Below are 22,546 nucleotides of genomic sequence, written 5' to 3'. Positions count from 1 at the left end.
GGGACCCGGCCATACGATTGGTGCCGTGGCAGAGCGTCCGTCTCCCAACCTCCTGACCCGGTCCTGGAACGCCGTGTGGCACCCGACTCCCGGGTCGCTGCGGCTGCTCGCGCTCCTCGGCGTCATCGGCAACGTGGTGATCGTCGTCAGCGGCGGGGCCGTGCGCGTCACCAAGTCCGGGCTCGGCTGCCCCGAGTGGCCGCGCTGCTCCGGCGACAGCCTCGTCCCGACCCACAATCCCGAGCACCACGTGCTGAACATGTCGATCGAGTTCGGCAACCGGCTGATCACGTTCGTGGTGCTGGGCCTCGGGCTGCTGGTGTTCGTCGCGGCGCTGCGGCTGCGTCCCCGCCGCGGGGAACTGGTGTGGTGGGCGCTGGCGCAGCCGATGAGCGTGGTCGCGCAGGCGGTCATCGGCGGCATCGTGGTCCTCACCGAGCTGCACCCGGCGGCCGTGTCGCTGCACTTCCTCGTCTCGCCGGCGCTGCTCGTCTTCTGCGTGGCGCTGTGGGTCCGGGCGGGCGAGGGCGACGCGCCGCCGCGTCCGCTCGCCGGGGCCTGGACGCGCCGCCTCGCCGCCGCGCTGCTGGCCGCCTCCGCCGCCGCCCTCGTCGCGGGCACCGTCGTCACCGGCACCGGCCCGCACGCGGGGGACGCCGAATCCCGCCGCTACGGCTTCGACATCACCGACGTCGCCCGGATCCACGGCGAGCTCGCCTGGCTCACCATCGGCCTGACAGCGGCCGTCATCGTCGCCCTCTACCGGACCGCCGCCCCCGCCGCCGCGCGCCGCCGGGCGCTGGAGCTGGCCGGGCTGATCGTCGTCCAGGGCGCGATCGGCTACACCCAGTACTTCCTCGGCGTCCCCGCCGGGCTGGTGCTGCTGCACATGCTCGGCTCGGTGCTGATGTGGATCGCGGCGTTCCGCCTGTTCTTCGCCCTCCGCGACCGCGGCCCCGTCCCGGCGGCGGAACCGTCGCCCGTCACCTCCCCGGCCGGGGCGCCGCAGCCCGCCTGAGGGCGCACCGCCCGGCGGGCGGACGCGCGGCCGCCGCCACCCGCCGGACGGCGCGGCCGAGGACCTTCTTCGCGTCAGCGCAGGGGCGCGGTGGGGCCGCCGGGGTTGTCCATCCGGGCGCGCATGACCTCTTCGGCGACGGCGGACACCTCGTCCTCGGGCAGGCGCCGGTAGCCGTCGCCGGTGACCACCGCGATCGTCGGGTAGATGCGCCGCGCCGGGTCGGGGCCGCCGGTGGCGGCGTCGTCGTCGGCCGCGTCGTAGAGGGCCTGGAGGCACACGGTGGCGGCGTCCTCCACGGACAGGTCGCGCCGGTACAGTTTCTTCAGCGAGCCCATCGCGTAGGGGGAACCGGACCCGTCCGCGTGGAAGTCGCGGGCCTCCTGCGGGGCGCCGGTGATGTCGTAGGTGTAGATGCGTCCCTCACCCGCGTCGGGATCGTAGCCGGCGAGCAGCGGGACGACGGCGAGGCCCTGCAGCGCTTGCGCGAGGTTGGCCTGGATGACGGCGCCGAGCCGGCGGGCCTTGCCCGGCAGCGACAGCGGGACGGTCTCCATCTTCTCGTAGTGCTCCAGTTCGACCTGGAACAGCCGGACCATCTCCAGCGCCAGCCCGACCGTCCCCGCGAACGCGACGGCGGAGTACTCGTCGGCGCGCTGGACCTTGTCCAGCTCGCGGTAGGCGATGCGGTTGCCCTGGGTCGCGCGCCGGTCGCCGGCCATCATGACGCCGCCGGGGAACGTCAGCGCCAGGACGGTCGTGCCGTGCGGCAGGTCCGGCGCGTCGCCCTCCGGCACCCGGTTGACCGGGAGCAGTTCGGGGGAGTGGAGGCGCAGGAGGTCGACGAACGACGCCGACCCCGCCTCGAAGAACTCGGGCGGTACCCCCTGGTCCTCGATCCGGCCGATCACGGCGGCTCCTCTCCGCATCCTGGACGATCCGTCGGGCTTGATCCTTCCACGCTGCCACACGCACCCGCCACCGCGCTCCTGAGGGGACGACCCCGCCCCCGGATCATGTCTGGGGTGCTTGCGGCGGTTCCTGCTGGCTGCGGGTGGCACCCGCGCAGGCGACGATCACGCAGCAGATCGCGATCCACTGGCGTGCGGTGAGGACCTCGCCGAGCAGCACCATCCCGACGAGCGCGGCCACGGCGGGCTCCAGGCTCATCAGGACGCCGAAGACGCGGGCGGGCATCCGCCGCAGCGCCTCCAGCTCCAGCGAGTACGGGATCACCGACGACAGCAGGCCGACGCCGAGGCCGATGAGCAGCAGCCGCGGGTCCAGCAGCGCCGTCCCGGCGGAGGCGATCCCGAGCGGCAGGATCGCGACCGTGCCGACGACGCTGGCGGCCGCGAGGCCGGTCGAGCCGGAGAACCGCCTGCCGGTGGCGGCGGTGAGCACGATGTAGGCGGCCCAGCACGCCGCCGCGAGCAGCGCGAACGCGACGCCGGCCGGGTCGAGGGCGCCGCTGCCGCCCCTGGCCAGCAGGACGACGCCCGCCCCGGCGAGCACGACCCACAGCGCGTCGCGCGGACGCCGGGACGCGACGATCGACACCGCCAGCGGCCCGAGGAACTCGATCGTCACCGCCACGCCCAGCGGGATCCGCGCGAACGACTGGTAGATCGAGAAGTTCATCAGCGCCAGCGCCAGCCCGAAGCAGGCGGCGATGGCGAGGCTGGAGCGGGAGTGGTCGCGCAGCACCGTCCGCAGCGCCTTGCGGGCCAGGAACCCCAGCACGATCGCCGAGGTCAGCAGCCGCATCGTCACCACGGCGTTCGGCGGCAGCCGGTCGAACAGGTGCTTGGCGAAGCCCGCCCCGACCTGCAGGGAGATGATGCCGAGCAGGATCAGCGCGGGCGGCGGCACCGACCCGAGCGACAGCGTCCGCGGCGGCAGGCGCCCGGACCGGCCGACCCGCGACGCCTCGCCCGGCACGTCAGCGAGCGCCACCGATCACTCCCACCTGAAGAAACGGGCGGCGAGGGCGAGGCCGGCGACGGCCCACGCCGCGAGGACGAGCAGCGGCTGCGCCGGGAACGCGGCACCGTCCTGCAGGACGTCGCGCAGCCCGCCGGCCAGCGCCGAGATCGGCAGCAGCTCCAGGACGTCCCGCACCGGGCCGGGGAACTTGTCCAGCGGGAACACCACGCCGCCGACGGCCAGCAGCAGGATGTAGACGAGGTTCGCGGCGGCGAGGGCGGCCTCGGCGCGCAGCGTCCCGGCCATGAGCAGCCCGAACCCGCTGAACGCGGCGGTGCCGAGCAGCAGCAGGACGATCACCGAGCCGGGATCGCCGTGCGGCCGCCAGCCGAGACCCAGCGCCACCCCGCAGATCACCGCGGCCTGCACCACCTCGACCCCGAGCACGCTGAGCGTCTTGGCGGCGATGAGCCCGCCGCGCGGCAGCGGGGTGGCGCCGAGCCGCTTGAGGACGCCGTACCGCCGTTCGAAGCCGGTCCCGATCGCCTGGCCGGTGAACGCGGTGGACATCACCGCGAGCGCGAGGATGCCCGGTGCGAGGAAGTCGACCCGGCGGCCGGCACCGAGGTCCAGCAGGGACGTGGCGCTGAACAGGACGAGCAGCACCACCGGGATGATCAGCGTGAGCAGCAGCTGCTCGCCGTTGCGCAGTACGGTGCGGAACTCATAGCCCGCCTGCGACATGATCATCCGCGGCAGCGGCACGGCCCCCGGCGCGGGGGACAGGTCCAGCGGGGCGGTCTTCGGCGGGGTCGTCACGCGCGCAGCTCCCGTCCGGTCAGCTCCAGGAAGACATCCTCCAGGGTGCGGCGCTCGATCCGCAGGTCCTCGGTCATGACGCCGTGCGAGGCGCACCAGGCGGTGACGGTGGCGAGCAGTTCGGGCCGCACGTCCGCCTCGATCAGGTAGTGCCCGGCGGGCGACTCCTTGGCGGCGCTCCCGGCGGGCAGTGCCGCCAGCAGCTCCTCCAGGCCGAGTCCGGGCCGGGCACGGAAACGCAGCTGCCGCTCGGCGCCGGTCAGCTCCTCGGGGGCGCCCTCGGCGACGACCTTGCCGTGGTCGACGATGACGACGCGGTCGGAGAGGCGCTCGGCCTCCTCCATGTTGTGGGTCGTGAGAACCACCGACACGCCGGCGGCGCGCAGTTCCTCGATCAGCTCCCAGGTGGCGTGCCTGGCCTGCGGATCGAGCCCGGTGGTGGGCTCGTCCAGGAAGACCAGCTCGGGACGCCCGACCACGGCGACGGCGAGGGAGAGCCGCTGCTGCTGCCCGCCCGACATGCGCCGGAACGGGGTGCGGGCGTGCTCGGTGAGGCCGAGCCGCTCCAGCAGGGCGGAGGTGTCGAGCGGCGTGGCGTGGAACGAGGCGACGAGCTTCAGGAACTCGCCCGCGCGGGCCGTCCCCGGCACGCCGCCGGACTGCGGCATCACGCCGACCCTGGGCTTCAGCGCCCGCCCGTCGGCGGCCGGGTCGAGGCCGAGGACGCGGACGGTGCCGGAGTCGGCCCGCCGGAAGCCCTCGCAGATCTCGATCGTCGTGGTCTTGCCGGCGCCGTTCGGGCCGAGCAGCGCGGTGACCGCGCCCCGGGCGGCACTGAACGTCAGGCCGTCCACGGCCCGCCGTTCGTGGCCGGCCGCGCCGTAGCGCTTGACGAGCGAGCGCAGCTCGACCGCGCTGTCTCGGCCACCGTCTCCGGGGGGTGTCATGATGACGAGTTTAGAACCGCGGCGGGACAGCTCCGCGCGGGGTCCCGCAGGTGCGCCAGGTGAAGATGAGGTAAAGCCTTCGGGGGGACGCCGGCGGGATGTGATCCGGGTCCGAGGGGAAGTCGATCTAGTTTCGCCCGCCGGGCGCGCGGGAATTCCCGATCTGTCACCGGACGCCCCCGGTGGCCTGGGGTGCCGGCACCGTCGCCGGGGCCCCGAGGAGGTGGGGATGCCGTTCCACGTCGATTCGGAGGCCGGACGGCTCCGGGAGGTGCTGCTCCACCGGCCGGAGTTGTCACTGAAACGGCTCACCCCGTCCAACGCGGCCGGGCTGCTGTTCGACGACGTGCTGTGGGTCCGGCGGGCGATCGAGGAGCACGAGGAGTTCGAGGACGTGCTGCGGGCGGAGGGCGTCCGGACGCATCTGCTGCTCGACCTGCTGTGCGAGACGATCGCGATCCCCGAGGCGCGCGGCCACATCCTGGACACCGTCGTCGACCCGCACTGGTTCGGCCCGCTCGCCGCCGACGCGATCCGCGGCTGCTTCGACTCCATGGACGTGCGGGAGCTTGGCTCGTTCCTCATCGGCGGCATCACCAAACGGGAGATGCTCGAGCGGATGCCCGAGCCCGCGTCCATCGCGTTCCACTTCATCGACCTGGACGGGTTCATCCTGCCGCCGCTGCCGAACCACCTGTTCACCCGCGACACGTCCTGCTGGGTCTACGACGGCGTCTCGATCAACACGATGCGCAAGAAGGCGCGGATGCGCGAGACGGTGCACATGGAGGCCGTCTACCGGTGGCATCCGCTGTTCGCCTTCGGCTACGGCCGGCCGGAGGAGGGCGGCTTCCACGTCTGGAACAGCGGGACGGCGATGGCCCCGGCGACGCTGGAGGGCGGCGACGTCCTGGTCATCGGGAACGGCGCCGTGCTGGTCGGGATGAGCGAGCGGACGCAGCCGCAGGCCGTCGAGATGCTCGCGCAGTCGATGTTCGCCACCGGTTCCTGCGACCGGATCGTCGCGCTGCGGATGCCGCAGAAGCGGGCGTTCATGCACCTGGACACCGTCATGACGATGGTCGACCACGGCGTGTTCACCGCCTACGCCGGGATGGGCATGCTGCCGTCCTACACCATCGAGCCCGGCGACACCGAGAAAGAGCTGAAGATCACAGATCATCCTCCGGAGGACATGCACCGCGCGATCGCCGCGGCGCTCGGCCTGGACGACATCAAGGTCCTCATCCCGACGCAGGACGTGTTCGCCGCCGAGCGCGAGCAGTGGGACGACGGCGCGAACGTCCTCGCCGTGGCCCCCGGCGTCGTTGTCGCCTACGAGCGCAACACCACGAGCAACAACCATCTGAGCCGGAACGGGATCAAGGTCATCACCATTCGCGGCAGCGAGCTGGGCCGCGGGCGCGGCGGTCCCCGCTGCATGACCTGCCCGCTCGTACGCGACGCCTGACGACCACGACCCCGGGAGACCGACATGATGCTCGACCTGCGCGGACGCAGCCTGCTCAAGGAACTCGACTTCACGACCGAGGAGTTCGAGCACCTGCTCGGCCTCGCGGCCGAGCTGAAGGCCGCCAAACGCGCCGGCACGGAACGGCAGGCCCTGACGGGCAGGAACATCGCGCTGATCTTCGAGAAGACCTCCACCCGCACGCGCTGTGCCTTCGAGGTCGCCGCGCACGATCAGGGCGCCCATGTCACCTACCTCGACCCGAGCGGCACGCAGATCGGCCATAAGGAGTCGATGAAGGACACCGCACGCGTCCTGGGGCGGATGTACGACGGCATCGAGTACAGGGGTTCCAGTCAAAGGCTCGTCGAAGAGCTGGCCGAGTACGCGGGCGTCCCGGTGTGGAACGGTCTCACCGACGAATGGCATCCGACGCAGATGCTCGCCGACATGCTCACCATGCGCGAGCACAGCGGCAAGCCCTTGCAGGACGTCACGTACGCCTACCTGGGCGACGCCCGCAACAACATGGGCCACTCCTATGTGGCCACCGGTGCGCTGCTCGGCATGGACGTGCGCATCGTCGCGCCGCGCACCCTCTGGCCGAACGAGGAGATGGTGGTCGAACCGTCCAGAGCGGTCGCGGCCAAGACCGGCGCGAACATCACCCTCACCGAGGACGTCGCCGAAGGCGTCCGGGGCGCCGACTTCGTCATCACCGACGTGTGGGTGTCGATGGGCGAGCCCAAGGAGGTGTGGGACGAGCGCATAGCGCTGCTCAAGCCTTACCAGGTGAACGCCGAGGTCATGCAGGCCACCGGCAGCCCGGACACCAAGTTCATGCATTGCCTCCCCGCCTTCCATAACAGGGAGACCACGGTGGGAGAGGAGATCTACCGCAAGACCGGTCTGGAGGCGCTGGAGGTCACCGAGGAGGTGTTCGAGTCCGCGGCCTCCATCGTCTTCGACGAGGCCGAGAACCGGATGCACACGATCAAGGCGGTCATGGTCGCGACGCTCGGCTGAGCCGGGCCGGTCGCCGGGAACAGGGGAGAGGCAGCATGCGCGTCGTCGTCGCGCTCGGAGGGAACGCGCTGGTCAGGCGGGGCGAAATGCCCGACGCGGAGCTTCAGCGCGGCAATGTGAACCGGGCCGTCCGGTCGCTGGCGCCGCTCGCCGAGAAGCACGAGCTGATCATCACGCACGGGAACGGGCCGCAGGTCGGGGTGCTGTCGCTGGAGAGCGTCAACGACCCGAACCTGACCCGGCCCTACCCGCTGGACACCATCGGCGCCGAGACCCAGGGGATGATCGGCTACTGGCTGCTGCAGGCGCTGCAGAACGCGCTGCCCGGCCGCCAGGTGGTGGCGATGGTCAACCAGACGCTGGTGTCGGCGGTGGACCCGGCGTTCGAGAACCCGACCAAGTTCGTCGGGCAGGTCTACGACCGGGAGGAGGCCGAGAAGCTCGCCGCCGAGTACGGCTGGACGGTCCGCGAGGACGGGGACCGGTGGCGCCGCGTCGTGCCGTCCCCGCGTCCGCAGCGGGTGATCGAGACGCGGCTGATCCGGGAGCTGGTCCGGCTCGGGACGGTGGTGGTCTGCGCGGGCGGCGGCGGCATCCCGGTGTTCCGCAACGACGTCGGGCGGCTGGAGGGCGTCGAGGCGGTCATCGACAAGGACCTCACCGCGTCCATCCTGGCCGAGAGCATGGACGCGGACGCGCTGCTCATCCTCACCGACGTGCCCCGGGTGATGCGCAACTTCGGCACCCCGGAGCAGGAGGAGATCACCCACACGACCCCGTTCGAACTGCGGGCCGAGAACTTCCCCGCCGGGTCGATGGGCCCCAAGGCCGAGGCGGCGGCGGGCTTCGTCGAGCGGACCGGCGACATGGCCGCGATCGGGCTGCTCGACCAGTGCGCCGAGATCCTCGAAGGCACCGCCGGCACGATCGTCACCCCCAACGCCACCTGGCCGCTGAGGAGCACGCTGTAACGGCCCCGGCGGCCGCCGGGGCCGCCGCCCCTGCCGCCGGATGAACCACCGGTGACGCAGGCCCCGGGTTAGGTAAGGCTCACCTGCGTGAGCTACGACATCGGCGATCCGGTGTTTCGGGGGAAGGAATTACGGCACACTGATGTTGTGAAATACGTGAGCAAGGGTCAGACGACCGCCCAGGCCGCCTCCGCGCGGCCTTCCGGCGTGCCGTCAGGGGCCGGTCACGCCGAGCGCGACACACGCGCGCGAGTGGCCCGGCTGATCCTTGAGCACGGCCCGGTCACGGCGTCCGCGCTGGGGGAACGCGTCGGCCTCACGCCGGCCGCGATCCGCCGGCACCTGGACGCGCTGCTGGCCGAGGGCATGATCGAGGTCCGCAAGGCACGGGTGCCGCAGACCCGGCGCGGCCGGGGACGTCCGGCCAAGTGGTTCGCCATCACCGACGCCGGGCGCAGCGCCTTCGTGCACGCCTACGACGACCTGGCGACCGGCGCGCTGCGGTTCCTCGCCGACACGGCCGGCGACCACGCGGTCGCCGAGTTCGCCCGGCGGCAGATCGCCGACCTGGAGCGGCGGTACCGGCCCGTCGTGCAGGACGCCCCGCCCCAGCAGCGGGTCCGCACGCTGGCCGAGGCGCTGTCGGGCGACGGCTACGCGGCCGCCGCCGCGAAGGCGCCCCAGCCGGGCGGGGGCGAGCAGTTGTGCCAGCACCACTGCCCGGTCGCGCACGTCGCCGCGGAGTTCCCGCAGCTGTGCGAGGCCGAGACCGAGGCGTTCAGCCGGCTGCTGGGCACCCCCGTCCAGCGGCTGGCCACGATCGCCCACGGCGACGGGATCTGCACCACCCACGTCAGTCCCCGCTCCCTGCGCGAGATGGACGGGGCCGGCGAGCCCGCCGCGGGCGGCGCCCCCGGCGGGGACGCGGGAGACCCGGGGGCGGCGTCCCCCGAACAGACACAGAACAGTGACGAGGAGTCCGGAGGGACCTCCCTATGACTACGGCAGCCCACCCTGAACTAGAGGGGCTCGACAGGTACAAGTTCGGCTGGGCCGACTCCGACGAGGCCGGTGCCTCGGCTCGCCGCGGCCTGAACGAGGACGTCGTCCGCGACATCTCGGCCAGGAAGAACGAGCCCGAGTGGATGCTCGACCTGCGCCTCAAGGGGCTGCGGCTGTTCAGCAAGAAGCCGATGCCCACCTGGGGCTCCGACCTGTCGGACATCGACTTCGACAACATCAAGTACTTCGTGCGCTCCACCGAGCAGCAGGCCGCGTCCTGGGAGGAGCTCCCCGAGGACATCAAGAACACCTACGACAGGCTCGGCATCCCCGAGGCGGAGAAGCAGCGCCTCATCGCCGGCGTCGCCGCGCAGTACGAGTCGGAGGTCGTCTACCACAAGATCCGCGAGGACCTTGAGGAGAAGGGCGTCATCTTCGTCGACACCGACACCGGCCTGCGCGAGCACCCGGAGATCTTCAAGGAGTACTTCGGCTCGGTGATCCCGGTCGGCGACAACAAGTTCGCCGCGCTCAACACCACGGTGTGGTCGGGCGGCTCGTTCGTCTACGTCCCGCCGGGCGTGCACGTCGAGATCCCGCTCCAGGCCTACTTCCGGATCAACACCGAGAACATGGGCCAGTTCGAGCGGACCCTGATCATCGCCGACGAGGGGTCCTACGTCCACTACGTCGAGGGCTGCACCGCTCCGATCTACAAGTCGGACTCGCTGCACTCCGCGGTCGTCGAGATCATCGTGAAGAAGGACGCCCGCGTCCGCTACACGACGATCCAGAACTGGTCGAACAACGTCTACAACCTGGTGACCAAGCGCGCCGTCGCCTACGAGGGCGCCACCATGGAGTGGGTGGACGGCAACATCGGCTCCAAGGTCACGATGAAGTACCCGGCCGTCTACCTGCTCGGCGAGCACGCCAAGGGCGAGACCCTGTCGATCGCGTTCGCGGGCGAGGGCCAGCACCAGGACGCCGGCGCCAAGATGGTGCACGCCGCGCCCAACACCTCCAGCAGCATCATCTCCAAGTCGGTGGCGCGCGGCGGTGGCCGCACGTCCTACCGGGGGCTGGTGCAGATCCAGGAGGGCGCCGAGCACAGCAAGTCCACCGTCAAGTGCGACGCGCTGCTGGTCGACCAGGTCAGCCGGTCCGACACCTACCCCTACGTCGACGTCCGCGAGGACGACGTGGAGATGGGCCACGAGGCCACCGTCTCCAAGGTGTCGGAGCAGCAGCTGTTCTACCTGATGAGCCGCGGCCTCACCGAGGACGAGGCGATGGCGATGATCGTGCGCGGGTTCGTCGAGCCCATCGCGCGGGAGCTGCCGATGGAGTACGCCCTTGAGCTGAACCGGCTCATCGAGCTGCAGATGGAAGGAGCCGTCGGCTGATGGGGCTCGACACCAAGCCTCTCTCGACGCTGCACGAGAAGGCGTCCTACGACGTGGGCGACTTCGAGGTCCCCACGGGCCGCGAGGAGGAGTGGCGGTTCACCCCGCTGCGCCGCCTGCGCGGCCTGCACAAGGGCACCGCGGAGGACGGCGGCAAGGTGCTGGTCGAGGTCGACGCGGCCCCGGAGGTCACCGTCGAGACCGTCGGACGCGACGACCCGCGCCTCGGCAGGGCCTACGTCCCCGCCGACCGCGTCAGCGCCCAGGCATGGAACTCCTTCACCGAGGCCACGGTCGTGACCGTCCCGAAGGAGGCCGTCGCCTCCGCGCCGACCGTGCTGCGGCTGCGCGGCGAGGACGCCTCGGCCGCCGCCTACGGTCACACGACCGTCGTGGTGGAGCCGTTCGCCGAGGCCACCGTCGTGCTGGCGCACCGCGGCTCGGCGACCTACGCCGACAACATCGAGTTCGTCGTCGGCGACGGCGCCCGCCTCTCGGTGATCAGCCTGCAGGACTGGGCGGACGACGCCGTCCACGTCTCCCACCAGCACGCCCGGCTCGGCCGCGACGCCCGGTTCGTCTCGCACAACATCTCGCTCGGCGGCGACGTCGTGCGGATCTCGCCGTCCGTCGCCTACGCGGAGCCCGGCGGCGACGCCGAGCTGTACGGGGTGTACTTCGTCGACGGCGGCCAGCACCTGGAGCACCGCCTCCTCGTCGACCACACCGTCCCGCACTGCCGCAGCCGCGTCGACTACCGCGGCGCCCTGCAGGACCAGGACGCGCACGCCGTGTGGATCGGCGACGTGATCATCCGCGCGGAGGCGGAGGGCACCGACACCTACGAGCTGAACCGCAACCTGGTGCTGACCGACGGGACGCGGGTCGACTCCGTCCCGAACCTGGAGATCCTCACCGGCGAGGTCGCCGGCGCGGGGCACGCCTCGGCGTCCGGGCGGCTGGACGACGAGCATCTGTTCTACCTCCAGGCGCGCGGCATCACCTTCGACGAGGCGCGCCGCATGGTGGTCCGGGGCTTCCTCGGTCAGCTGGTCGAGCGCATCGAGGTCGCCGAGGTCCGGGACAAGGTGCGCGAGGCGATCGAAGAAGAGCTCGATCTGGGAGCGGGACGACGATGACGTATGTCAAGGTGTGCGCGCTGGGCGAGGTCCCCGTCAACGGGGCCCTCGGTGTTGAGGTCGACGGTACGCCCGTCGTCGTCGCGCGTAGCGGCGACGACCTGTACGCGCTGAACGACATCTGCTCGCACGCCGAGGTCTCGCTGTCGGAGGGCGAGATCTACAACGGCACCATCGAGTGCTGGCTGCACGGGTCCTGCTTCGACCTGCGCACAGGCAAGCCCACCAACCCGCCGGCCACGCAGCCGGTCGCCACCTACAAGGTCAAGGTCGAGGGCGGCGACGTCTACGTCTCGCTCACCGGCGACTGACCCCACGACGAAGGACTACACGCACTATGGCCACGCTAGAGATCCGCGACCTCCACGTCTCCGTCGGCGACGGCTCCGACGGGGCGAAGGAGATCCTGCGCGGGGTCGACCTGACCGTGCAGGCCGGCGAGACCCACGCGATCATGGGGCCGAACGGCTCCGGCAAGTCCACGCTCGCCTACGCCATCGCGGGCCACCCGAAGTACCGGGTGACGTCCGGCACGGTCACGCTGGACGGCGAGGACGTCCTCGCCATGTCGGTGGACGAGCGCGCCCGCGCCGGGCTGTTCCTGGCGATGCAGTACCCGGTCGAGGTGCCGGGCGTGTCGGTCTCCAACTTCCTGCGCTCGGCCGTCACCGCCGTCCGCGGCGAGGCCCCGAAGCTCCGCGAGTTCTCCAAGGAGATGAAGGCGGCGATGGACAGCCTGTCCATCGACCCGGCGTTCGCGCAGCGCAGCCTGAACGAGGGCTTCTCCGGCGGGGAGAAGAAGCGGCACGAGATCCTGCAGCTGGAGATGCTCAAGCCGAAGGTCGCCGTCCTGGACGAGACCGACTCCGGCCTCGACGTCGACGCCCTGAAGGTGGTGTCCGAGGGCGTGAACCGGTTCGCGTCCGGGGAGACCGGTGTCCTGCTCATCACCCACTACACCCGCATCCTGCGGTACGTGAAGCCGGACTTCGTGCACGTCTTCACCGGCGGCCGCGTCGTCGCCGAGGGCGGCCCGGAACTGGCCGACGAGCTGGAGAACGAGGGCTACGAGAAGTACGTGAAGGCGGGCGCATCCCTATGACGCTTCTGCCCGGGGAGCTGAAGAAGGACTTCCCGCTGCTGCGGCGCACGGTCCGCGGCGGGCGCCCCCTGGTGTACCTCGACTCGGGGGCGACGTCGCAGAAGCCCCTCCGGGTGCTGGACGCGGAGCGAGAGTTCTACGAGCGGCACAACGCCGCCCCGCACCGCGGGGCGCACCTGCTCGCCGAGGAGGCGACGGAGGCCTACGAGGGCGCCCGCGCGTCGATCGCCCGGTTCATCGGCGCGGCGCCCGGCGAGATCGTGTTCACCAAGAACGCCACCGAGGGCATCAACCTCGTCGCGTACGCGATGAGCAACGCCGCGACCGCGGGCCCGGAGGCCGAGCGGTTCGCGGTCGGCCCCGGCGACGAGATCGTGGTGTCGGAGATGGAGCACCACGCGAACCTCGTCCCGTGGCAGCAGCTCTGCCGGCGCACGGGCGCGACCCTGCGCTGGTTCGGCCTGACCGACGAGGGCCGGCTCGATCTGGAGCACCTCGACGACCTGGTCAACGAGCGCACCAAGATCGTCGCGCTGTCGCACCAGTCGAACGTCCTCGGCACCGTCCCGCCGGTGCGGCGGATCGTGGAGCGTGCCCACGCCGTCGGCGCGCTCGTCCTGCTGGACGCCGCGCAGTCGGTTCCGCACCAGCCGGTGGAGGTGACCGAGCTCGGCGCCGACTTCCTCGCGTTCTCCGGGCACAAGATGCTCGGCCCGACCGGCATCGGCGTGCTGTGGGGGCGGGCCGAGCTGCTGGAGATCATGCCGCCGTTCATCACCGGCGGTTCCATGATCGAGGTCGTCCACCTGGAGGAGAGCACGTTCATGCCGCCGCCGCAGCGGTTCGAGGCGGGCGTCCCGATGACCGCGCAGGCGGTCGGGCTCGGCGCGGCGTGCGACTACCTCGCCGAGATCGGCATGGACCGCGTCCACGCCCACGAGGAGGCCCTCGTCGGCTACTCGCTGGAGCGGCTCGGCGAGATCCCCGGCGTCCGGATCATCGGTCCCGGCACCACCGAGGCGCGCGGCGGCGCCGTGTCGTTCACCGTCGAGGACATCCACCCGCACGACGTCGGCCAGGTCCTGGACGACCTGGGCGTCGAGGTCCGCGTCGGCCACCACTGCGCGTGGCCGATCTGCCGGCGCTTCGGCATCCCGGCGACCACCCGCGCGACGTTCTACCTCTACAACACCCTCGCCGACGTGGACGCCCTCGCCGACGGGGTACGGCACGCGCAGAAGTTCTTCGGAACAGGCTGAGCGACGGCCGGGTTGTAGCGAGAAAAGGCTTGGAAGGGACGACATGCAGTTGGAGGCGATGTACCAGGAGGTCATCCTGGACCATTACCGCAACCCCCTCCACAAGGGGCTGCGGGAGCCGTTCGAGGGCGAGGCGCACCACGTCAATCCGACCTGCGGTGACGAGGTGACGCTGCGCGTCCACCTGGACGGCGACGGCCAGGACGCCACGGTCGCCGACGTCTCCTACGACGCCATGGGCTGCTCGATCAGCCAGGCCAGCGCCTCGGTGATGTCCGACCTGATCATCGGAAAGTCAGTGAAGGAGGCGATGGCCGTCGGCGAGGAGTTCCTGGCGCTGATGCAGTCGCGCGGCCGGGACATCGAGCCGGACGAGGACGTCCTTGAGGACGCCGTCGCCTTCGCCGGGGTCTCCAAGTACCCCGCCAGGATCAAGTGCGCCCTGCTCGCCTGGATGGCGTGGAAGGACGCGACCGCCCGCGCACTCGGAGAGGCATCATGACCGATACGCCCGCGACAGACACGTCCGTCCAGGAGGAAGAGGTCCTGGAGGCACTGAAGGACGTCGTCGACCCCGAACTCGGCATCAACGTCGTCGACCTCGGCCTGATCTACGGCGTCAACCTCGACGACGAGGTGGCCACCATCGACATGACGCTCACCAGCGCCGCCTGCCCGCTCACCGACGTGATCGAGGACCAGGCCCACAGCGCCCTGGAGGGCCTCGTCAAGGACGTCAAGATCAACTGGGTCTGGCTTCCCCCGTGGGGCCCCGACAAGATCACCGACGACGGCCGCGACCAGCTCCGCGCCCTCGGCTTCAACGTCTGACACCCGCACGAGGCCGCGTCCCGCCCGGGAGCGCGGCCTCCCGGGTCCCGCTGGACGAGACCGGACCCGCCAGGACGGCTCGACGAGCGCGGCGTGGGTTCCATGCCGCGCCATGACCGCTGACCGTGACCTCGCCCCTCTAAGGTTGGCCGGTGTGATGGATGCGTTTCCGGGGAGCGAACCGGAGCTGATGGCGCGGCGGGCGGCGTCGTTCGGGGGGAGCGCGGCGGCGTACGCGCGGGAGCGGCCCGACTATCCGGACGCGGCGGTGCGGTGGGCGCTGGAGCCGGTCGCGGGGCGCGGATCCCTGCGGGTGCTGGACCTGGCGGCCGGGACCGGGAAACTGACGCAGGTCCTGCTGAGGAACGGCGTGGACGCGGCCGATGTCGTCGCGGTCGAGCCCGACGCGGCGATGCGGGACGAACTGCGGCGCCGGGTACCGGGGGTGCGGGCGGCCGGGGGCAGCGCCGAGAGCATCCCGCTGGGGGACGGGACGGTCGACGCCGTCGTGGTCGGGCAGGCGATGCACTGGTTCGATCTCGACCGCGCCCTGCCGGAGATCCACCGGGTACTGGCGGACGGCGGTGTTCTCGCCGGCCTGTGGAACACCGACGACGACCGGGTGCCGTGGGTCGCCGAGATGAAGCGGGCGGCGTGCGGCAGCGTGTCGTTCCTGAACTGGCGGCCGAAGGCGCTGCCCGAGACGGAATGGTTCCCGGGGGTCGAGCGGGCGGAGTTCCCGCACGGGCAGCGGCGGACGGCGGAGTCCATGGTGGCGACCATCGGGACGCACTCGCACCTGCTCGTCATGCAGGACGCGGAGCGCGAAGCCGTCCTCGGCCGGGTGCTGGAGCATCTGCGGGCCACCCCCGAGACGGCCGCAGGGGAGTTCGAGCTGCCGATCGTCACCCTGGCCGTGCGCGGCCCGCGCGCGTGAGGGCCGCCGCCGGGCGTTCCGGGGGTGAGCCGCACGAGAGGGCATCGGGCCGCTGCTGAGCCCGCAGCGGCGATCTCAGCGGGACATCACCCGGTCTCGGTGGTTGCGGTGTCTCAGAGGCTGCGGGCCCCGGCGAGGGCCGACAGCAGGTAGGTCACGCCGGCCACGGCCGCGAGCCACGCGTAGGCGGTGATGTCGGCGCCGCGCAGCGCCTGGACGACGAGCGCGCCGACCACCGCGACCGTCAGCACGTCGCCCGTCATCGCGGCGGCGCGCAGGTGCGCGCGGGCCCGGGTGCCGGACCCGAACCCCTCGCTGACCGGCAGTGCCGGCTCGTTGCGCCGGTAGGCGAGGTAGCCCGCGTATCCGATGAGCGCGGCGAGCGCGATGAGGGCCGTCCCGGACCGTCCGTCGGCGGCGAGCACGGCCCCGACCACCACACCCGCGCCCAGGACGAGCCCTGGCACGACCCACCGGCTGAGACTGCGGCGTTCGGGAGCGATCCACATGGTCACATCCTCCCCGATGCGCGCACGGGGCGGACCGGCAACGCGCCGGGCTGTATCTTCTCGCTTCGTGGCGCAATTTCGATTGAACGGCTCGAAGATGCTCGCCGTCGACCTCGGCGGCGAGACCATCAGGGCGCTGAACGGATCCATGGTCGCCTATGAGGGCCAGATGACGTTCAAGCGGCAGGGCATGACGGGCGGCGAGGGGCTGCGGGGCGCCCTCAAGCGCAGGATCGCCGGCGAGGGCATGACCCTCATGGAGATCACCGGGCAGGGAACGGCCTATCTGGCGAGCGAGGCGACGGAGGTGACGCTCGTCCAGCTCACCGGCGACACCCTGTACGTGGAGTCGGAGAGCCTGCTGGCCCTCGACGGGAACCTGCAGACCGGCGTCCAGTTCGTCGGCCTGCGGGGCATGGGCACCGGCCAGGGCCTCGCCACCACGAAGGTGGACGGGCACGGGACGGTCGCGATCCTGTCCGAAGGGCCGGCCATCGCGCTGGAGGTGACACCGCAGACGCCGCTATGCGTCGACCCCCACGCCTACGTCTGCCATCACGGGCAGCTCCAGCAGGACGTGGTCACCGACGTCAACTGGCGGACGGTGATCGGCCAGGGGTCGGGGGAGAGCGTGCAGTTCAGGTACCAGGGGCATGGCCTGGTCTACGTCCAGCCGGCCGAGCGCGGCGGAATTCTGGAGATCTGATGCCCGGATACCAGTCGATCAACTCCAAGATGCTCCAGGTGCCGATCGGGCCTGGGCAGGAGGTCTACAGCAAGCGCGGTGCGATGCTCGCCTACACCGGGCCCGTGTCGTTCGCCCCGTCCACCACGGCCGGGCAGGGCATCGGCGGGACGATCGGGCGCGCCGTCGCCGGCGAGCGCACCGCGATGATGCACGTGACCGGGCAGGGCAGCGTCATGTTCGGGCACGGCGGGCTGCACGTCACCGTCATCGACCTGAACGGTGCCGACACCCTGTACGCCGAGGCCGACCGGCTCCTCGTCCACGACGCGTCACTGCGGGTCGGGACGATGTTCATGGGCGAGCAGGGCGGCGTGGGCGGCATCGTGCGCGGCGCGGTCACCGGGCAGGGTCTGTTCACCACGACGCTCACCGGGCACGGCTCGTGCGCGCTGCTGTCGCACGGCGGCGTGATGGAGCTGCCGATCACGCCGCAGCGTCCCGTCCACGTCGACCCGCAGGCGTATGTGGCCCATCGCGGCCAGGTGCAGAACAGGCTGACCACGGCGGTGGGGCTGCGCGACCTGATCGGACGCGGTTCCGGCGAGGGCTTCCAACTGGAGCTGAGCGGTACCGGCGTCGTCTACGTCCAGGCCAGCGAGAGGAAGATCTGACCCGTGAGCACGTTCGGCACGCAGACCTGGAACCCCTACACGCTTCCGTCCAACGACAACGTCAACCCCTACGCCTTCAGCGTCGACCTCAACGGGCAGTGGTTCGCGCAGAAGGGCAAGATGATCGCCTACTACGGGCAGATCAGGTTCGAGGCGCTGTCGGCGGGCCCGCTGGACTCGCTCGTCGCGCACACGTTCAACTCGCCGCTGTACGCGCAGGACTGGATCGTCGCGCAGGGGCAGGGCAAGCTCGTCCTCGCCGACCGCGGCTTCGACGTCAACTCCTTCGACCTGGAGAACGGGAACCTCACCGTCCGGGCGGGGAACCTGCTGGCGTTCGAGCCCGGCCTGGAGCTGAAGCAGTCGATCATCCCGGGGTTCCTGACGCTGATCGGCACGGGACGGTTCGTGGCGGCCTCGAACGGGCCCGTCCACTTCGTCGAGCCGCCGATCCGGATCGACCCGCAGGCGCTGCTCGGCTGGGCCGACTGCCCGTCCCCCTGCCACCACTACGACCACTCCTACATGCGCGGTGCGTTCGGCGCCGCCCGGATGGTGTTCGGGATCGGCGGCACGTCCGGTGAGGAGCACCAGTTCGACTTCACCGGCCAGGGCACCGTGCTGATGCAGTCGTCGGAGGCCGTGATGAACGAGGACGTGCTGCTGCGCGACCTCGAAGGCCAGATCGGGATGGTCGGCACGTCCGGGCTCCAGCGGCTCCACCAGGTGATCGGGCAGCGGCTCACCGCCGAGCGCCAGGGCTGACCCCGCAGGGGCCCGGGCGCCGGGCCCCCGCGGGCCGGTCACGACCCGGGTTCGGGTGCCGGCTTCATGACGTGGAACGGCACCCCGAACGGGTCGCGGACGGCGGCCGACCGGCCGTAGGGGCTGTCGGCCGGCTCGGCGTCGACCGTGCCGCCGCCCGCCCGCACCTTGCGGACCGCCTCGTCGGCGTTGTCGACCGCGAAGTAGGTCGTCCACGACGGCACCTCGGCGGAGCCTCCGCCGACGACGATCCCGGAACCGCCGAGGATGCCGCCGATGTAGCGGCCGTCCGGGCGGCGCAGGACGGTGTAGTCCATGTCGCCCGGCATCGGCTCCAGTTCGTAGCCGAACACCGCCCGGTAGAACTCGCCGGCGGGCCCGGAGTCGGGTGTGACCAGTTCGTTCCAGACGAACGACCCCGGTTCGTTCACGACCCGGGAGCCCGGGTGGGCGCGGCCCTGCCACAGGCCGAACTGCCCGCCCTGCGGATCCCGCAGGACCGCCAGGCGGCCGAGGTCCATCACGTCCATGGCCGGGGCGACGACCTCCGCGCCCGCGTCCGTGGCGGTCTTGAGGACGCCGTCGCAGTCGTCCGCGGCGAAGTACACGCTCCACCAGTATTCGCCGGGCTGGTCGTCCGGGGTCCGCATCATCCCCGCGACCGGCTGCCCGCGCAGCAGGCACTGGTTGTAGTGGCCCGTTTCGGCGCCCGCGTCCTCGAACTGCCAGCCGAAGAGCGTCCCGTAGAACGTCTTGGCCCGTTCGAGGTCGGGGACGCCGATGTCGAGCCAGTTCGGTGTCCCCTCCGGTACGTTGCCCGTGACCTGGGTCATCCGCCTCATACCCCCTCATGCAGGGACCGGCCGGTCCCGATGCCGTCCCGCCGCTCGCCACCACTTCGCATCTTGGCCCGCGGCGCGGCGTTCACACATCGGGCCCCGCGCCGGATCGGCGGGGCCGGTCCCGGCCCGCCGTCCCGTACACTGATCGCATGGTTCCGCTCCCGAACTGACAGTGCGCCCGGCGCGCCCCGGTCGAATGACCGCGGGGCGCGCCGTTTCGTGCGCCTGTCCATCGAGCCGTCCTTCAGGGGAGCCCTGTCACTGTGATCATCGCGAAAGACATCGAGCTGCGCGCCGGGTCCCGGCTGCTGATCGAGGCCGCCACGTTCCGGGTCAATCCCGGCGACCGGGTCGGCTTCGTCGGCCGCAACGGCGCCGGCAAGACCACCCTCACCAAGGTGCTGGCGGGGGAGGCGCTGCCCGCGCAGGGCGCCGTGACGTCCTCCGGCACGATCGGCTACCTGCCGCAGGACCCGCGCGGCGTCGACCTCGGCGAGCTGGCCCGCGACCGCATCCTGTCGGCCCGCGGGCTGGACGAGGTGATCCGCGAGCTGCGCGCCGCCGAGGACGCGATGGCGACCGCGACGGGCGCCGGCCGGGACAAGGCCGTCCGCCGGTACGGGCGGCTGGAGGAGCGGCTGCACGTCCTCGGCGGCTACAGCGCGGAGGCGGAGGCCGCCTCGATCGCCTCCAGCCTCGGCCTGCCGGACCGGGTGATGGCCCAGCCCCTCGGGACGCTGTCCGGCGGTCAGCGGCGCCGGGTGGAGCTGGCGCGCATCCTGTTCTCCGGCGCCGACACCCTGCTGCTGGACGAGCCCACCAACCACCTCGACGCCGACTCCATCGTCTGGCTCCGCGACTTCCTGAAGTCCCACCAGGGCGGCCTCGTCGTGATCAGCCACGACGTGGAGCTGCTGGACGCGGTCGTCAACCGGGTCTTCCACCTGGACGCCAACCGCAGCGTCATCGACATCTACAACGTCGGCTGGAAGAAGTACCTCGACCAGCGGGAGACCGATGAGCGGCGCCGCAAGCGCGAGTCGGCGAACGCGCAGCGGCAGGCGTCCGCACTGCTGTCGCAGGCCGACAAGATGCGCGCGAAGGCGACCAAGGCGAAGGCGGCTCAGCAGATGGACCGGCGGGCCCGGCAGCTGCTCGCGGGGGTGGAGGGCGAGCGGCAGGCCGACAAGGTCGCCAAGATCCGCTTCCCGGACCCGGCTCCGTGCGGCAAGACCCCCCTCACCGCGGCGGGTTTGTCGAAATCGTACGGATCTTTGGAGATTTTCACCGACGTGGACCTCGCCGTCGACCGGGGCAGCCGCGTCGTCATCCTCGGCCTGAACGGCGCCGGGAAGACGACGCTGCTGCGCCTGCTGGCCGGGGTCGACGAGCCCGACACCGGGACGGTGGTGCCCGGGCACGGGCTCCGCATCGGCTACTACGCGCAGGAGCACGAGACCCTCGACGTCGAGCGGTCCGTCCTGGAGAACATGCAGTCGGCCGCGCCCGGCATGGCGCCCGTCGAGGTCCGCAAGATCCTCGGCTCGTTCCTGTTCTCCGGCGACGACGTCGACAAGCCCGCGGGCGTCCTGTCCGGCGGGGAGAAGACGCGGCTGGCGCTGGCGATGCTCGTGGTGTCGAGCGCGAACGTCCTGCTGCTGGACGAGCCCACCAACAACCTCGATCCGGCGAGCCGGGAGGAGATCCTCGGCGCGCTGCGGACGTTCGCCGGGGCCATCGTCCTGGTGACCCACGACGAGGGGGCGGTCGACGCGCTCGCTCCGGAAAGAGTGATTTTGCTCCCCGATGGGGTGGAAGACATCTGGAGTGAGGAGTTTGCCGATCTGGTGGCGCTCGCGTGACCTGCGAGGTGACTTCCACAGATCTTTTCTGGCCGAGTGGGTAGCCGAACAGCCGGGAATGACTGATCATGGCGGGGGATAACGCAGCGGTCACCACATCACTACGGGAGGTACTCGTGGCCGAGACCCTTAAGAAGGGCACCCGCGTGACCGGTGCCGAGCGCGACAAGCTGGCGGCGGACCTGAAGAAGAGGTACGACTCCGGCGAGAGCATCCGCGCCCTGGCAGCCGCCACCGGCCGCTCGTACGGTTTCATCCACCGGATTCTGACCGAGTCCGGAGTCAACCTGCGTGGTCGCGGTGGCGCGACCCGGGGCAAGAAGTCCTGAACGGACCCTGGCCCCCGGATGAGCGCACCGCCTGATCCGGCGCCGCGACCGGCCGAGTAAGGTTCGGTTTCGGCGGCGGACCGGGCAAGCGGGCCCCGCCTCGTGGACGGCGGGGCGGGCCCGCCATGCCCGCGCCGCACCCCGGCGCGGGCACGCTCATCGAGAGGAAGAGCAGTGGGGGACGCGACAACGACGGGACGACCGGAACCGGTCATGGCGGGTACCGACCTGGAGCAGGCCGGTCTTCGCCTGGAGGTGGACGGCGCCGTCGCGACCGTCACCCTGAACCGGCCCGAGCGGCGCAACGCCATGACGTTCACGACCTGGCGCGGGCTCGCCGCGATCGGCCGCTCACTGCCCCCGGACGTGCGCGTCGTCGTCCTGCGGGGCGAGGGCCCGTGCTTCTCGGCGGGCATCGACCTCGGCATGTTCTCCGGCGAGGGCGAGGGCGAGGGGTTCGCGGACGGCTCGGACGCCGAGGCCACCGACCGCTTCATCGCCGAACTGCAGGAGGGCTACACCTGGTTGCGGCGTCCCGACATCGTCACCGTCGCGGCCGTGCACGGCCACGCCATCGGCGGCGGCTTCCAGCTCGCGCTGGCCTGCGACATCCGCGTGGTCGCCGAGGACGCCAAGTTCTGCATGAAGGAGCCCGCGCTCGGGCTCGTCCCCGACCTGACCGGCACCAAGCCGCTGGTGGAGATCGTCGGCATCGGGCGCGCCCTGGAGCTGTGCCTGACGGCCCGGACCGTCCTCGCGGACGAGGCGGCCAGGATCGGCCTCGCCGAGATCGTCGTCCCGCGCGACGGCCTGGACGGGGCCGTCCGCGACCTGACCGGGGCGCTGCTCGCGGTGAACCCGGGCGCGGCCGTGGCGACCAAGCGGCTGCTGTGGCAGGCCGCCGAGCACACCCTTGAGGAGCAGTGCGCCGCCGAGCGCCGCGAGCAGATCGGCCGCCTCCGCGAGATGTTCGGCAAGTGACCCCGGAGGCACCGGCCGGGCGGTGACCACGAGCCGTCCACAGCC

25 protein-coding genes are annotated in these 22,546 nt (G+C 71.5%); 19 read left to right on the top strand and 6 right to left on the bottom strand.

The window, feature by feature from the left end:
- Nucleotides 1–25: 25 nt before the first annotated feature.
- Nucleotides 26–1,018, top strand: a complete 993-nt coding sequence (locus tag ACQP1N_RS19205) for a COX15/CtaA family protein (protein WP_433225706.1) — start codon at nt 26–28, stop codon at nt 1,016–1,018.
- Between the two features lie 74 nt (nt 1,019–1,092).
- Here ACQP1N_RS19205 and prcB read toward each other — a convergent pair whose 3' ends face one another.
- The 4 genes from prcB to ACQP1N_RS19185 form a co-directional block, all read right to left on the bottom strand.
- Nucleotides 1,093–1,947 carry a proteasome subunit beta gene (gene prcB, locus ACQP1N_RS19200; protein WP_084262757.1) on the bottom strand — a complete coding sequence of 285 codons (855 nt, stop codon included), beginning with the start codon at nt 1,945–1,947 and terminating at the stop codon, nt 1,093–1,095.
- An 85-nt stretch (nt 1,948–2,032) separates the two neighbouring features.
- Nucleotides 2,033–2,974 carry an EamA family transporter gene (locus ACQP1N_RS19195; protein WP_067795944.1) on the bottom strand — a complete coding sequence of 314 codons (942 nt, stop codon included), beginning with the start codon at nt 2,972–2,974 and terminating at the stop codon, nt 2,033–2,035.
- 3 nt (nt 2,975–2,977) lie between these two features.
- Nucleotides 2,978–3,694: an ABC transporter permease gene (locus ACQP1N_RS19190; RefSeq protein ID WP_433232761.1), complete on the bottom strand. Its 717-nt coding sequence runs from the start codon at nt 3,692–3,694 to the stop codon at nt 2,978–2,980.
- 65 nt (nt 3,695–3,759) lie between these two features.
- The gene (locus tag ACQP1N_RS19185) at nt 3,760–4,710 is read right to left on the bottom strand and encodes an ABC transporter ATP-binding protein (RefSeq protein ID WP_067795939.1); all 951 of its coding nucleotides are present in this window, start codon (nt 4,708–4,710) and stop codon (nt 3,760–3,762) included.
- A 229-nt stretch (nt 4,711–4,939) separates the two neighbouring features.
- Between ACQP1N_RS19185 and ACQP1N_RS19180 the strand changes: the two genes are divergently transcribed.
- The 12 genes from ACQP1N_RS19180 (at nt 4,940) to ACQP1N_RS19125 (ending at nt 15,854) form a co-directional block, all read left to right on the top strand.
- Nucleotides 4,940–6,181: an arginine deiminase gene (locus ACQP1N_RS19180; protein WP_067795937.1), complete on the top strand. Its 1,242-nt coding sequence runs from the start codon at nt 4,940–4,942 to the stop codon at nt 6,179–6,181.
- A gap of 24 nt (nt 6,182–6,205) precedes the next feature.
- Nucleotides 6,206–7,207: an ornithine carbamoyltransferase gene (argF, locus tag ACQP1N_RS19175; protein ID WP_433225703.1), complete on the top strand. Its 1,002-nt coding sequence runs from the start codon at nt 6,206–6,208 to the stop codon at nt 7,205–7,207.
- A gap of 35 nt (nt 7,208–7,242) precedes the next feature.
- Nucleotides 7,243–8,178, top strand: a complete 936-nt coding sequence (arcC, locus tag ACQP1N_RS19170; protein ID WP_067795932.1) for a carbamate kinase — start codon at nt 7,243–7,245, stop codon at nt 8,176–8,178.
- A 156-nt stretch (nt 8,179–8,334) separates the two neighbouring features.
- Nucleotides 8,335–9,177, top strand: coding sequence for a helix-turn-helix transcriptional regulator (locus ACQP1N_RS19165; RefSeq protein ID WP_084262756.1), 843 nt, complete (start codon nt 8,335–8,337; stop codon nt 9,175–9,177).
- Entirely contained in the window at nt 9,174–10,586 is a 1,413-nt protein-coding gene (gene sufB / locus ACQP1N_RS19160) for a Fe-S cluster assembly protein SufB (protein WP_067795929.1), read from the top strand. Before ACQP1N_RS19165 ends, sufB begins: the two co-directional genes overlap by 4 nt.
- Nucleotides 10,586–11,725, top strand: a complete 1,140-nt coding sequence (sufD, locus tag ACQP1N_RS19155) for a Fe-S cluster assembly protein SufD (RefSeq protein WP_433225700.1) — start codon at nt 10,586–10,588, stop codon at nt 11,723–11,725. Before sufB ends, sufD begins: the two co-directional genes overlap by 1 nt.
- Complete coding sequence (locus ACQP1N_RS19150; RefSeq protein WP_067795925.1) at nt 11,722–12,036, top strand: non-heme iron oxygenase ferredoxin subunit; 315 nt, start codon at nt 11,722–11,724, stop codon at nt 12,034–12,036. Before sufD ends, ACQP1N_RS19150 begins: the two co-directional genes overlap by 4 nt.
- A gap of 26 nt (nt 12,037–12,062) precedes the next feature.
- Nucleotides 12,063–12,827: a Fe-S cluster assembly ATPase SufC gene (gene sufC / locus ACQP1N_RS19145; protein WP_067795923.1), complete on the top strand. Its 765-nt coding sequence runs from the start codon at nt 12,063–12,065 to the stop codon at nt 12,825–12,827.
- Complete coding sequence (locus tag ACQP1N_RS19140; RefSeq protein WP_433225697.1) at nt 12,824–14,086, top strand: cysteine desulfurase; 1,263 nt, start codon at nt 12,824–12,826, stop codon at nt 14,084–14,086. The genes sufC and ACQP1N_RS19140 overlap by 4 nt, the downstream gene beginning before the upstream one ends.
- 43 nt (nt 14,087–14,129) lie before the next feature.
- On the top strand, nt 14,130–14,588 hold the full coding sequence (gene sufU, locus ACQP1N_RS19135; RefSeq protein ID WP_067795917.1) for a Fe-S cluster assembly sulfur transfer protein SufU: 459 nt from the start codon (nt 14,130–14,132) through the stop codon (nt 14,586–14,588).
- A complete protein-coding gene (locus tag ACQP1N_RS19130; RefSeq protein WP_067795915.1) occupies nt 14,585–14,917 on the top strand; it encodes a metal-sulfur cluster assembly factor in 333 nt (110 codons plus the stop codon). Before sufU ends, ACQP1N_RS19130 begins: the two co-directional genes overlap by 4 nt.
- 157 nt (nt 14,918–15,074) lie before the next feature.
- Complete coding sequence (locus tag ACQP1N_RS19125) at nt 15,075–15,854, top strand: class I SAM-dependent methyltransferase (protein WP_174548841.1); 780 nt, start codon at nt 15,075–15,077, stop codon at nt 15,852–15,854.
- Nucleotides 15,855–15,967: 113 nt separating this feature from the next.
- Here the strand turns inward: ACQP1N_RS19125 and ACQP1N_RS19120 are convergent, their stop codons facing one another.
- Nucleotides 15,968–16,363 (bottom strand): ABC transporter permease, encoded by a 396-nt coding sequence (locus ACQP1N_RS19120; RefSeq protein WP_067795911.1) that lies wholly within the window; start codon nt 16,361–16,363, stop codon nt 15,968–15,970.
- 67 nt (nt 16,364–16,430) lie between these two features.
- Between ACQP1N_RS19120 and ACQP1N_RS19115 the strand changes: the two genes are divergently transcribed.
- From ACQP1N_RS19115 to ACQP1N_RS19105, 3 genes are read left to right on the top strand one after another with little or no spacing between them, the layout of a single operon-like run.
- Nucleotides 16,431–17,069, top strand: coding sequence for an AIM24 family protein (locus tag ACQP1N_RS19115; RefSeq protein WP_242608647.1), 639 nt, complete (start codon nt 16,431–16,433; stop codon nt 17,067–17,069).
- Entirely contained in the window at nt 17,069–17,722 is a 654-nt protein-coding gene (locus tag ACQP1N_RS19110; protein WP_067795906.1) for an AIM24 family protein, read from the top strand. The genes ACQP1N_RS19115 and ACQP1N_RS19110 overlap by 1 nt, the downstream gene beginning before the upstream one ends.
- A 3-nt stretch (nt 17,723–17,725) precedes the next feature.
- Nucleotides 17,726–18,487, top strand: a complete 762-nt coding sequence (locus ACQP1N_RS19105; protein WP_067795900.1) for an AIM24 family protein — start codon at nt 17,726–17,728, stop codon at nt 18,485–18,487.
- Nucleotides 18,488–18,525: 38 nt separating this feature from the next.
- Here ACQP1N_RS19105 and ACQP1N_RS19100 read toward each other — a convergent pair whose 3' ends face one another.
- Nucleotides 18,526–19,320 (bottom strand): VOC family protein, encoded by a 795-nt coding sequence (locus tag ACQP1N_RS19100; RefSeq protein ID WP_433225693.1) that lies wholly within the window; start codon nt 19,318–19,320, stop codon nt 18,526–18,528.
- Nucleotides 19,321–19,592: 272 nt separating this feature from the next.
- On the opposite strand from ACQP1N_RS19100, the gene ACQP1N_RS19095 reads away from it, so the two are divergent.
- The 3 genes from ACQP1N_RS19095 (at nt 19,593) to ACQP1N_RS19085 (ending at nt 22,501) form a co-directional block, all read left to right on the top strand.
- Nucleotides 19,593–21,191 (top strand): ABC-F family ATP-binding cassette domain-containing protein, encoded by a 1,599-nt coding sequence (locus ACQP1N_RS19095; protein WP_067795897.1) that lies wholly within the window; start codon nt 19,593–19,595, stop codon nt 21,189–21,191.
- A gap of 116 nt (nt 21,192–21,307) precedes the next feature.
- Nucleotides 21,308–21,520: a helix-turn-helix domain-containing protein gene (locus ACQP1N_RS19090; RefSeq protein ID WP_021596738.1), complete on the top strand. Its 213-nt coding sequence runs from the start codon at nt 21,308–21,310 to the stop codon at nt 21,518–21,520.
- A gap of 213 nt (nt 21,521–21,733) precedes the next feature.
- Nucleotides 21,734–22,501 carry an enoyl-CoA hydratase/isomerase family protein gene (locus tag ACQP1N_RS19085; protein WP_433225691.1) on the top strand — a complete coding sequence of 256 codons (768 nt, stop codon included), beginning with the start codon at nt 21,734–21,736 and terminating at the stop codon, nt 22,499–22,501.
- The last annotated feature ends 45 nt before the right edge of the window (nt 22,502–22,546 follow it).

The sequence above is a fragment of the Actinomadura formosensis genome (assembly GCF_050948385.1).
Classification (GTDB): domain Bacteria; phylum Actinomycetota; class Actinomycetes; order Streptosporangiales; family Streptosporangiaceae; genus Spirillospora; species Spirillospora formosensis.
This window is presented reverse-complemented; position numbering and strand designations above follow the sequence as displayed.

What these genes read in the sequence shown, in the direction of transcription:
- prcB (WP_084262757.1), bottom strand. Translation starts at nt 1,947, where the DNA reads ATGCGGAGAGGAGCCGCCGTGATCGGCCGGATCGAGGACCAGGGGGTA.
- ACQP1N_RS19190 (WP_433232761.1), bottom strand. Translation starts at nt 3,694, where the DNA reads ATGATCATGTCGCAGGCGGGCTATGAGTTCCGCACCGTACTGCGCAAC.
- ACQP1N_RS19185 (WP_067795939.1), bottom strand. Translation starts at nt 4,710, where the DNA reads ATGACACCCCCCGGAGACGGTGGCCGAGACAGCGCGGTCGAGCTGCGC.
- ACQP1N_RS19180 (WP_067795937.1), top strand. Translation starts at nt 4,940, where the DNA reads ATGCCGTTCCACGTCGATTCGGAGGCCGGACGGCTCCGGGAGGTGCTG.
- argF (WP_433225703.1), top strand. Translation starts at nt 6,206, where the DNA reads ATGATGCTCGACCTGCGCGGACGCAGCCTGCTCAAGGAACTCGACTTC.
- arcC (WP_067795932.1), top strand. Translation starts at nt 7,243, where the DNA reads ATGCGCGTCGTCGTCGCGCTCGGAGGGAACGCGCTGGTCAGGCGGGGC.
- sufB (WP_067795929.1), top strand. Translation starts at nt 9,174, where the DNA reads ATGACTACGGCAGCCCACCCTGAACTAGAGGGGCTCGACAGGTACAAG.
- sufD (WP_433225700.1), top strand. Translation starts at nt 10,586, where the DNA reads ATGGGGCTCGACACCAAGCCTCTCTCGACGCTGCACGAGAAGGCGTCC.
- ACQP1N_RS19150 (WP_067795925.1), top strand. Translation starts at nt 11,722, where the DNA reads ATGACGTATGTCAAGGTGTGCGCGCTGGGCGAGGTCCCCGTCAACGGG.
- sufC (WP_067795923.1), top strand. Translation starts at nt 12,063, where the DNA reads ATGGCCACGCTAGAGATCCGCGACCTCCACGTCTCCGTCGGCGACGGC.
- ACQP1N_RS19140 (WP_433225697.1), top strand. Translation starts at nt 12,824, where the DNA reads ATGACGCTTCTGCCCGGGGAGCTGAAGAAGGACTTCCCGCTGCTGCGG.
- sufU (WP_067795917.1), top strand. Translation starts at nt 14,130, where the DNA reads ATGCAGTTGGAGGCGATGTACCAGGAGGTCATCCTGGACCATTACCGC.
- ACQP1N_RS19130 (WP_067795915.1), top strand. Translation starts at nt 14,585, where the DNA reads ATGACCGATACGCCCGCGACAGACACGTCCGTCCAGGAGGAAGAGGTC.
- ACQP1N_RS19125 (WP_174548841.1), top strand. Translation starts at nt 15,075, where the DNA reads ATGGATGCGTTTCCGGGGAGCGAACCGGAGCTGATGGCGCGGCGGGCG.
- ACQP1N_RS19120 (WP_067795911.1), bottom strand. Translation starts at nt 16,363, where the DNA reads ATGTGGATCGCTCCCGAACGCCGCAGTCTCAGCCGGTGGGTCGTGCCA.
- ACQP1N_RS19110 (WP_067795906.1), top strand. Translation starts at nt 17,069, where the DNA reads ATGCCCGGATACCAGTCGATCAACTCCAAGATGCTCCAGGTGCCGATC.
- ACQP1N_RS19100 (WP_433225693.1), bottom strand. Translation starts at nt 19,320, where the DNA reads ATGACCCAGGTCACGGGCAACGTACCGGAGGGGACACCGAACTGGCTC.
- ACQP1N_RS19085 (WP_433225691.1), top strand. Translation starts at nt 21,734, where the DNA reads ATGGCGGGTACCGACCTGGAGCAGGCCGGTCTTCGCCTGGAGGTGGAC.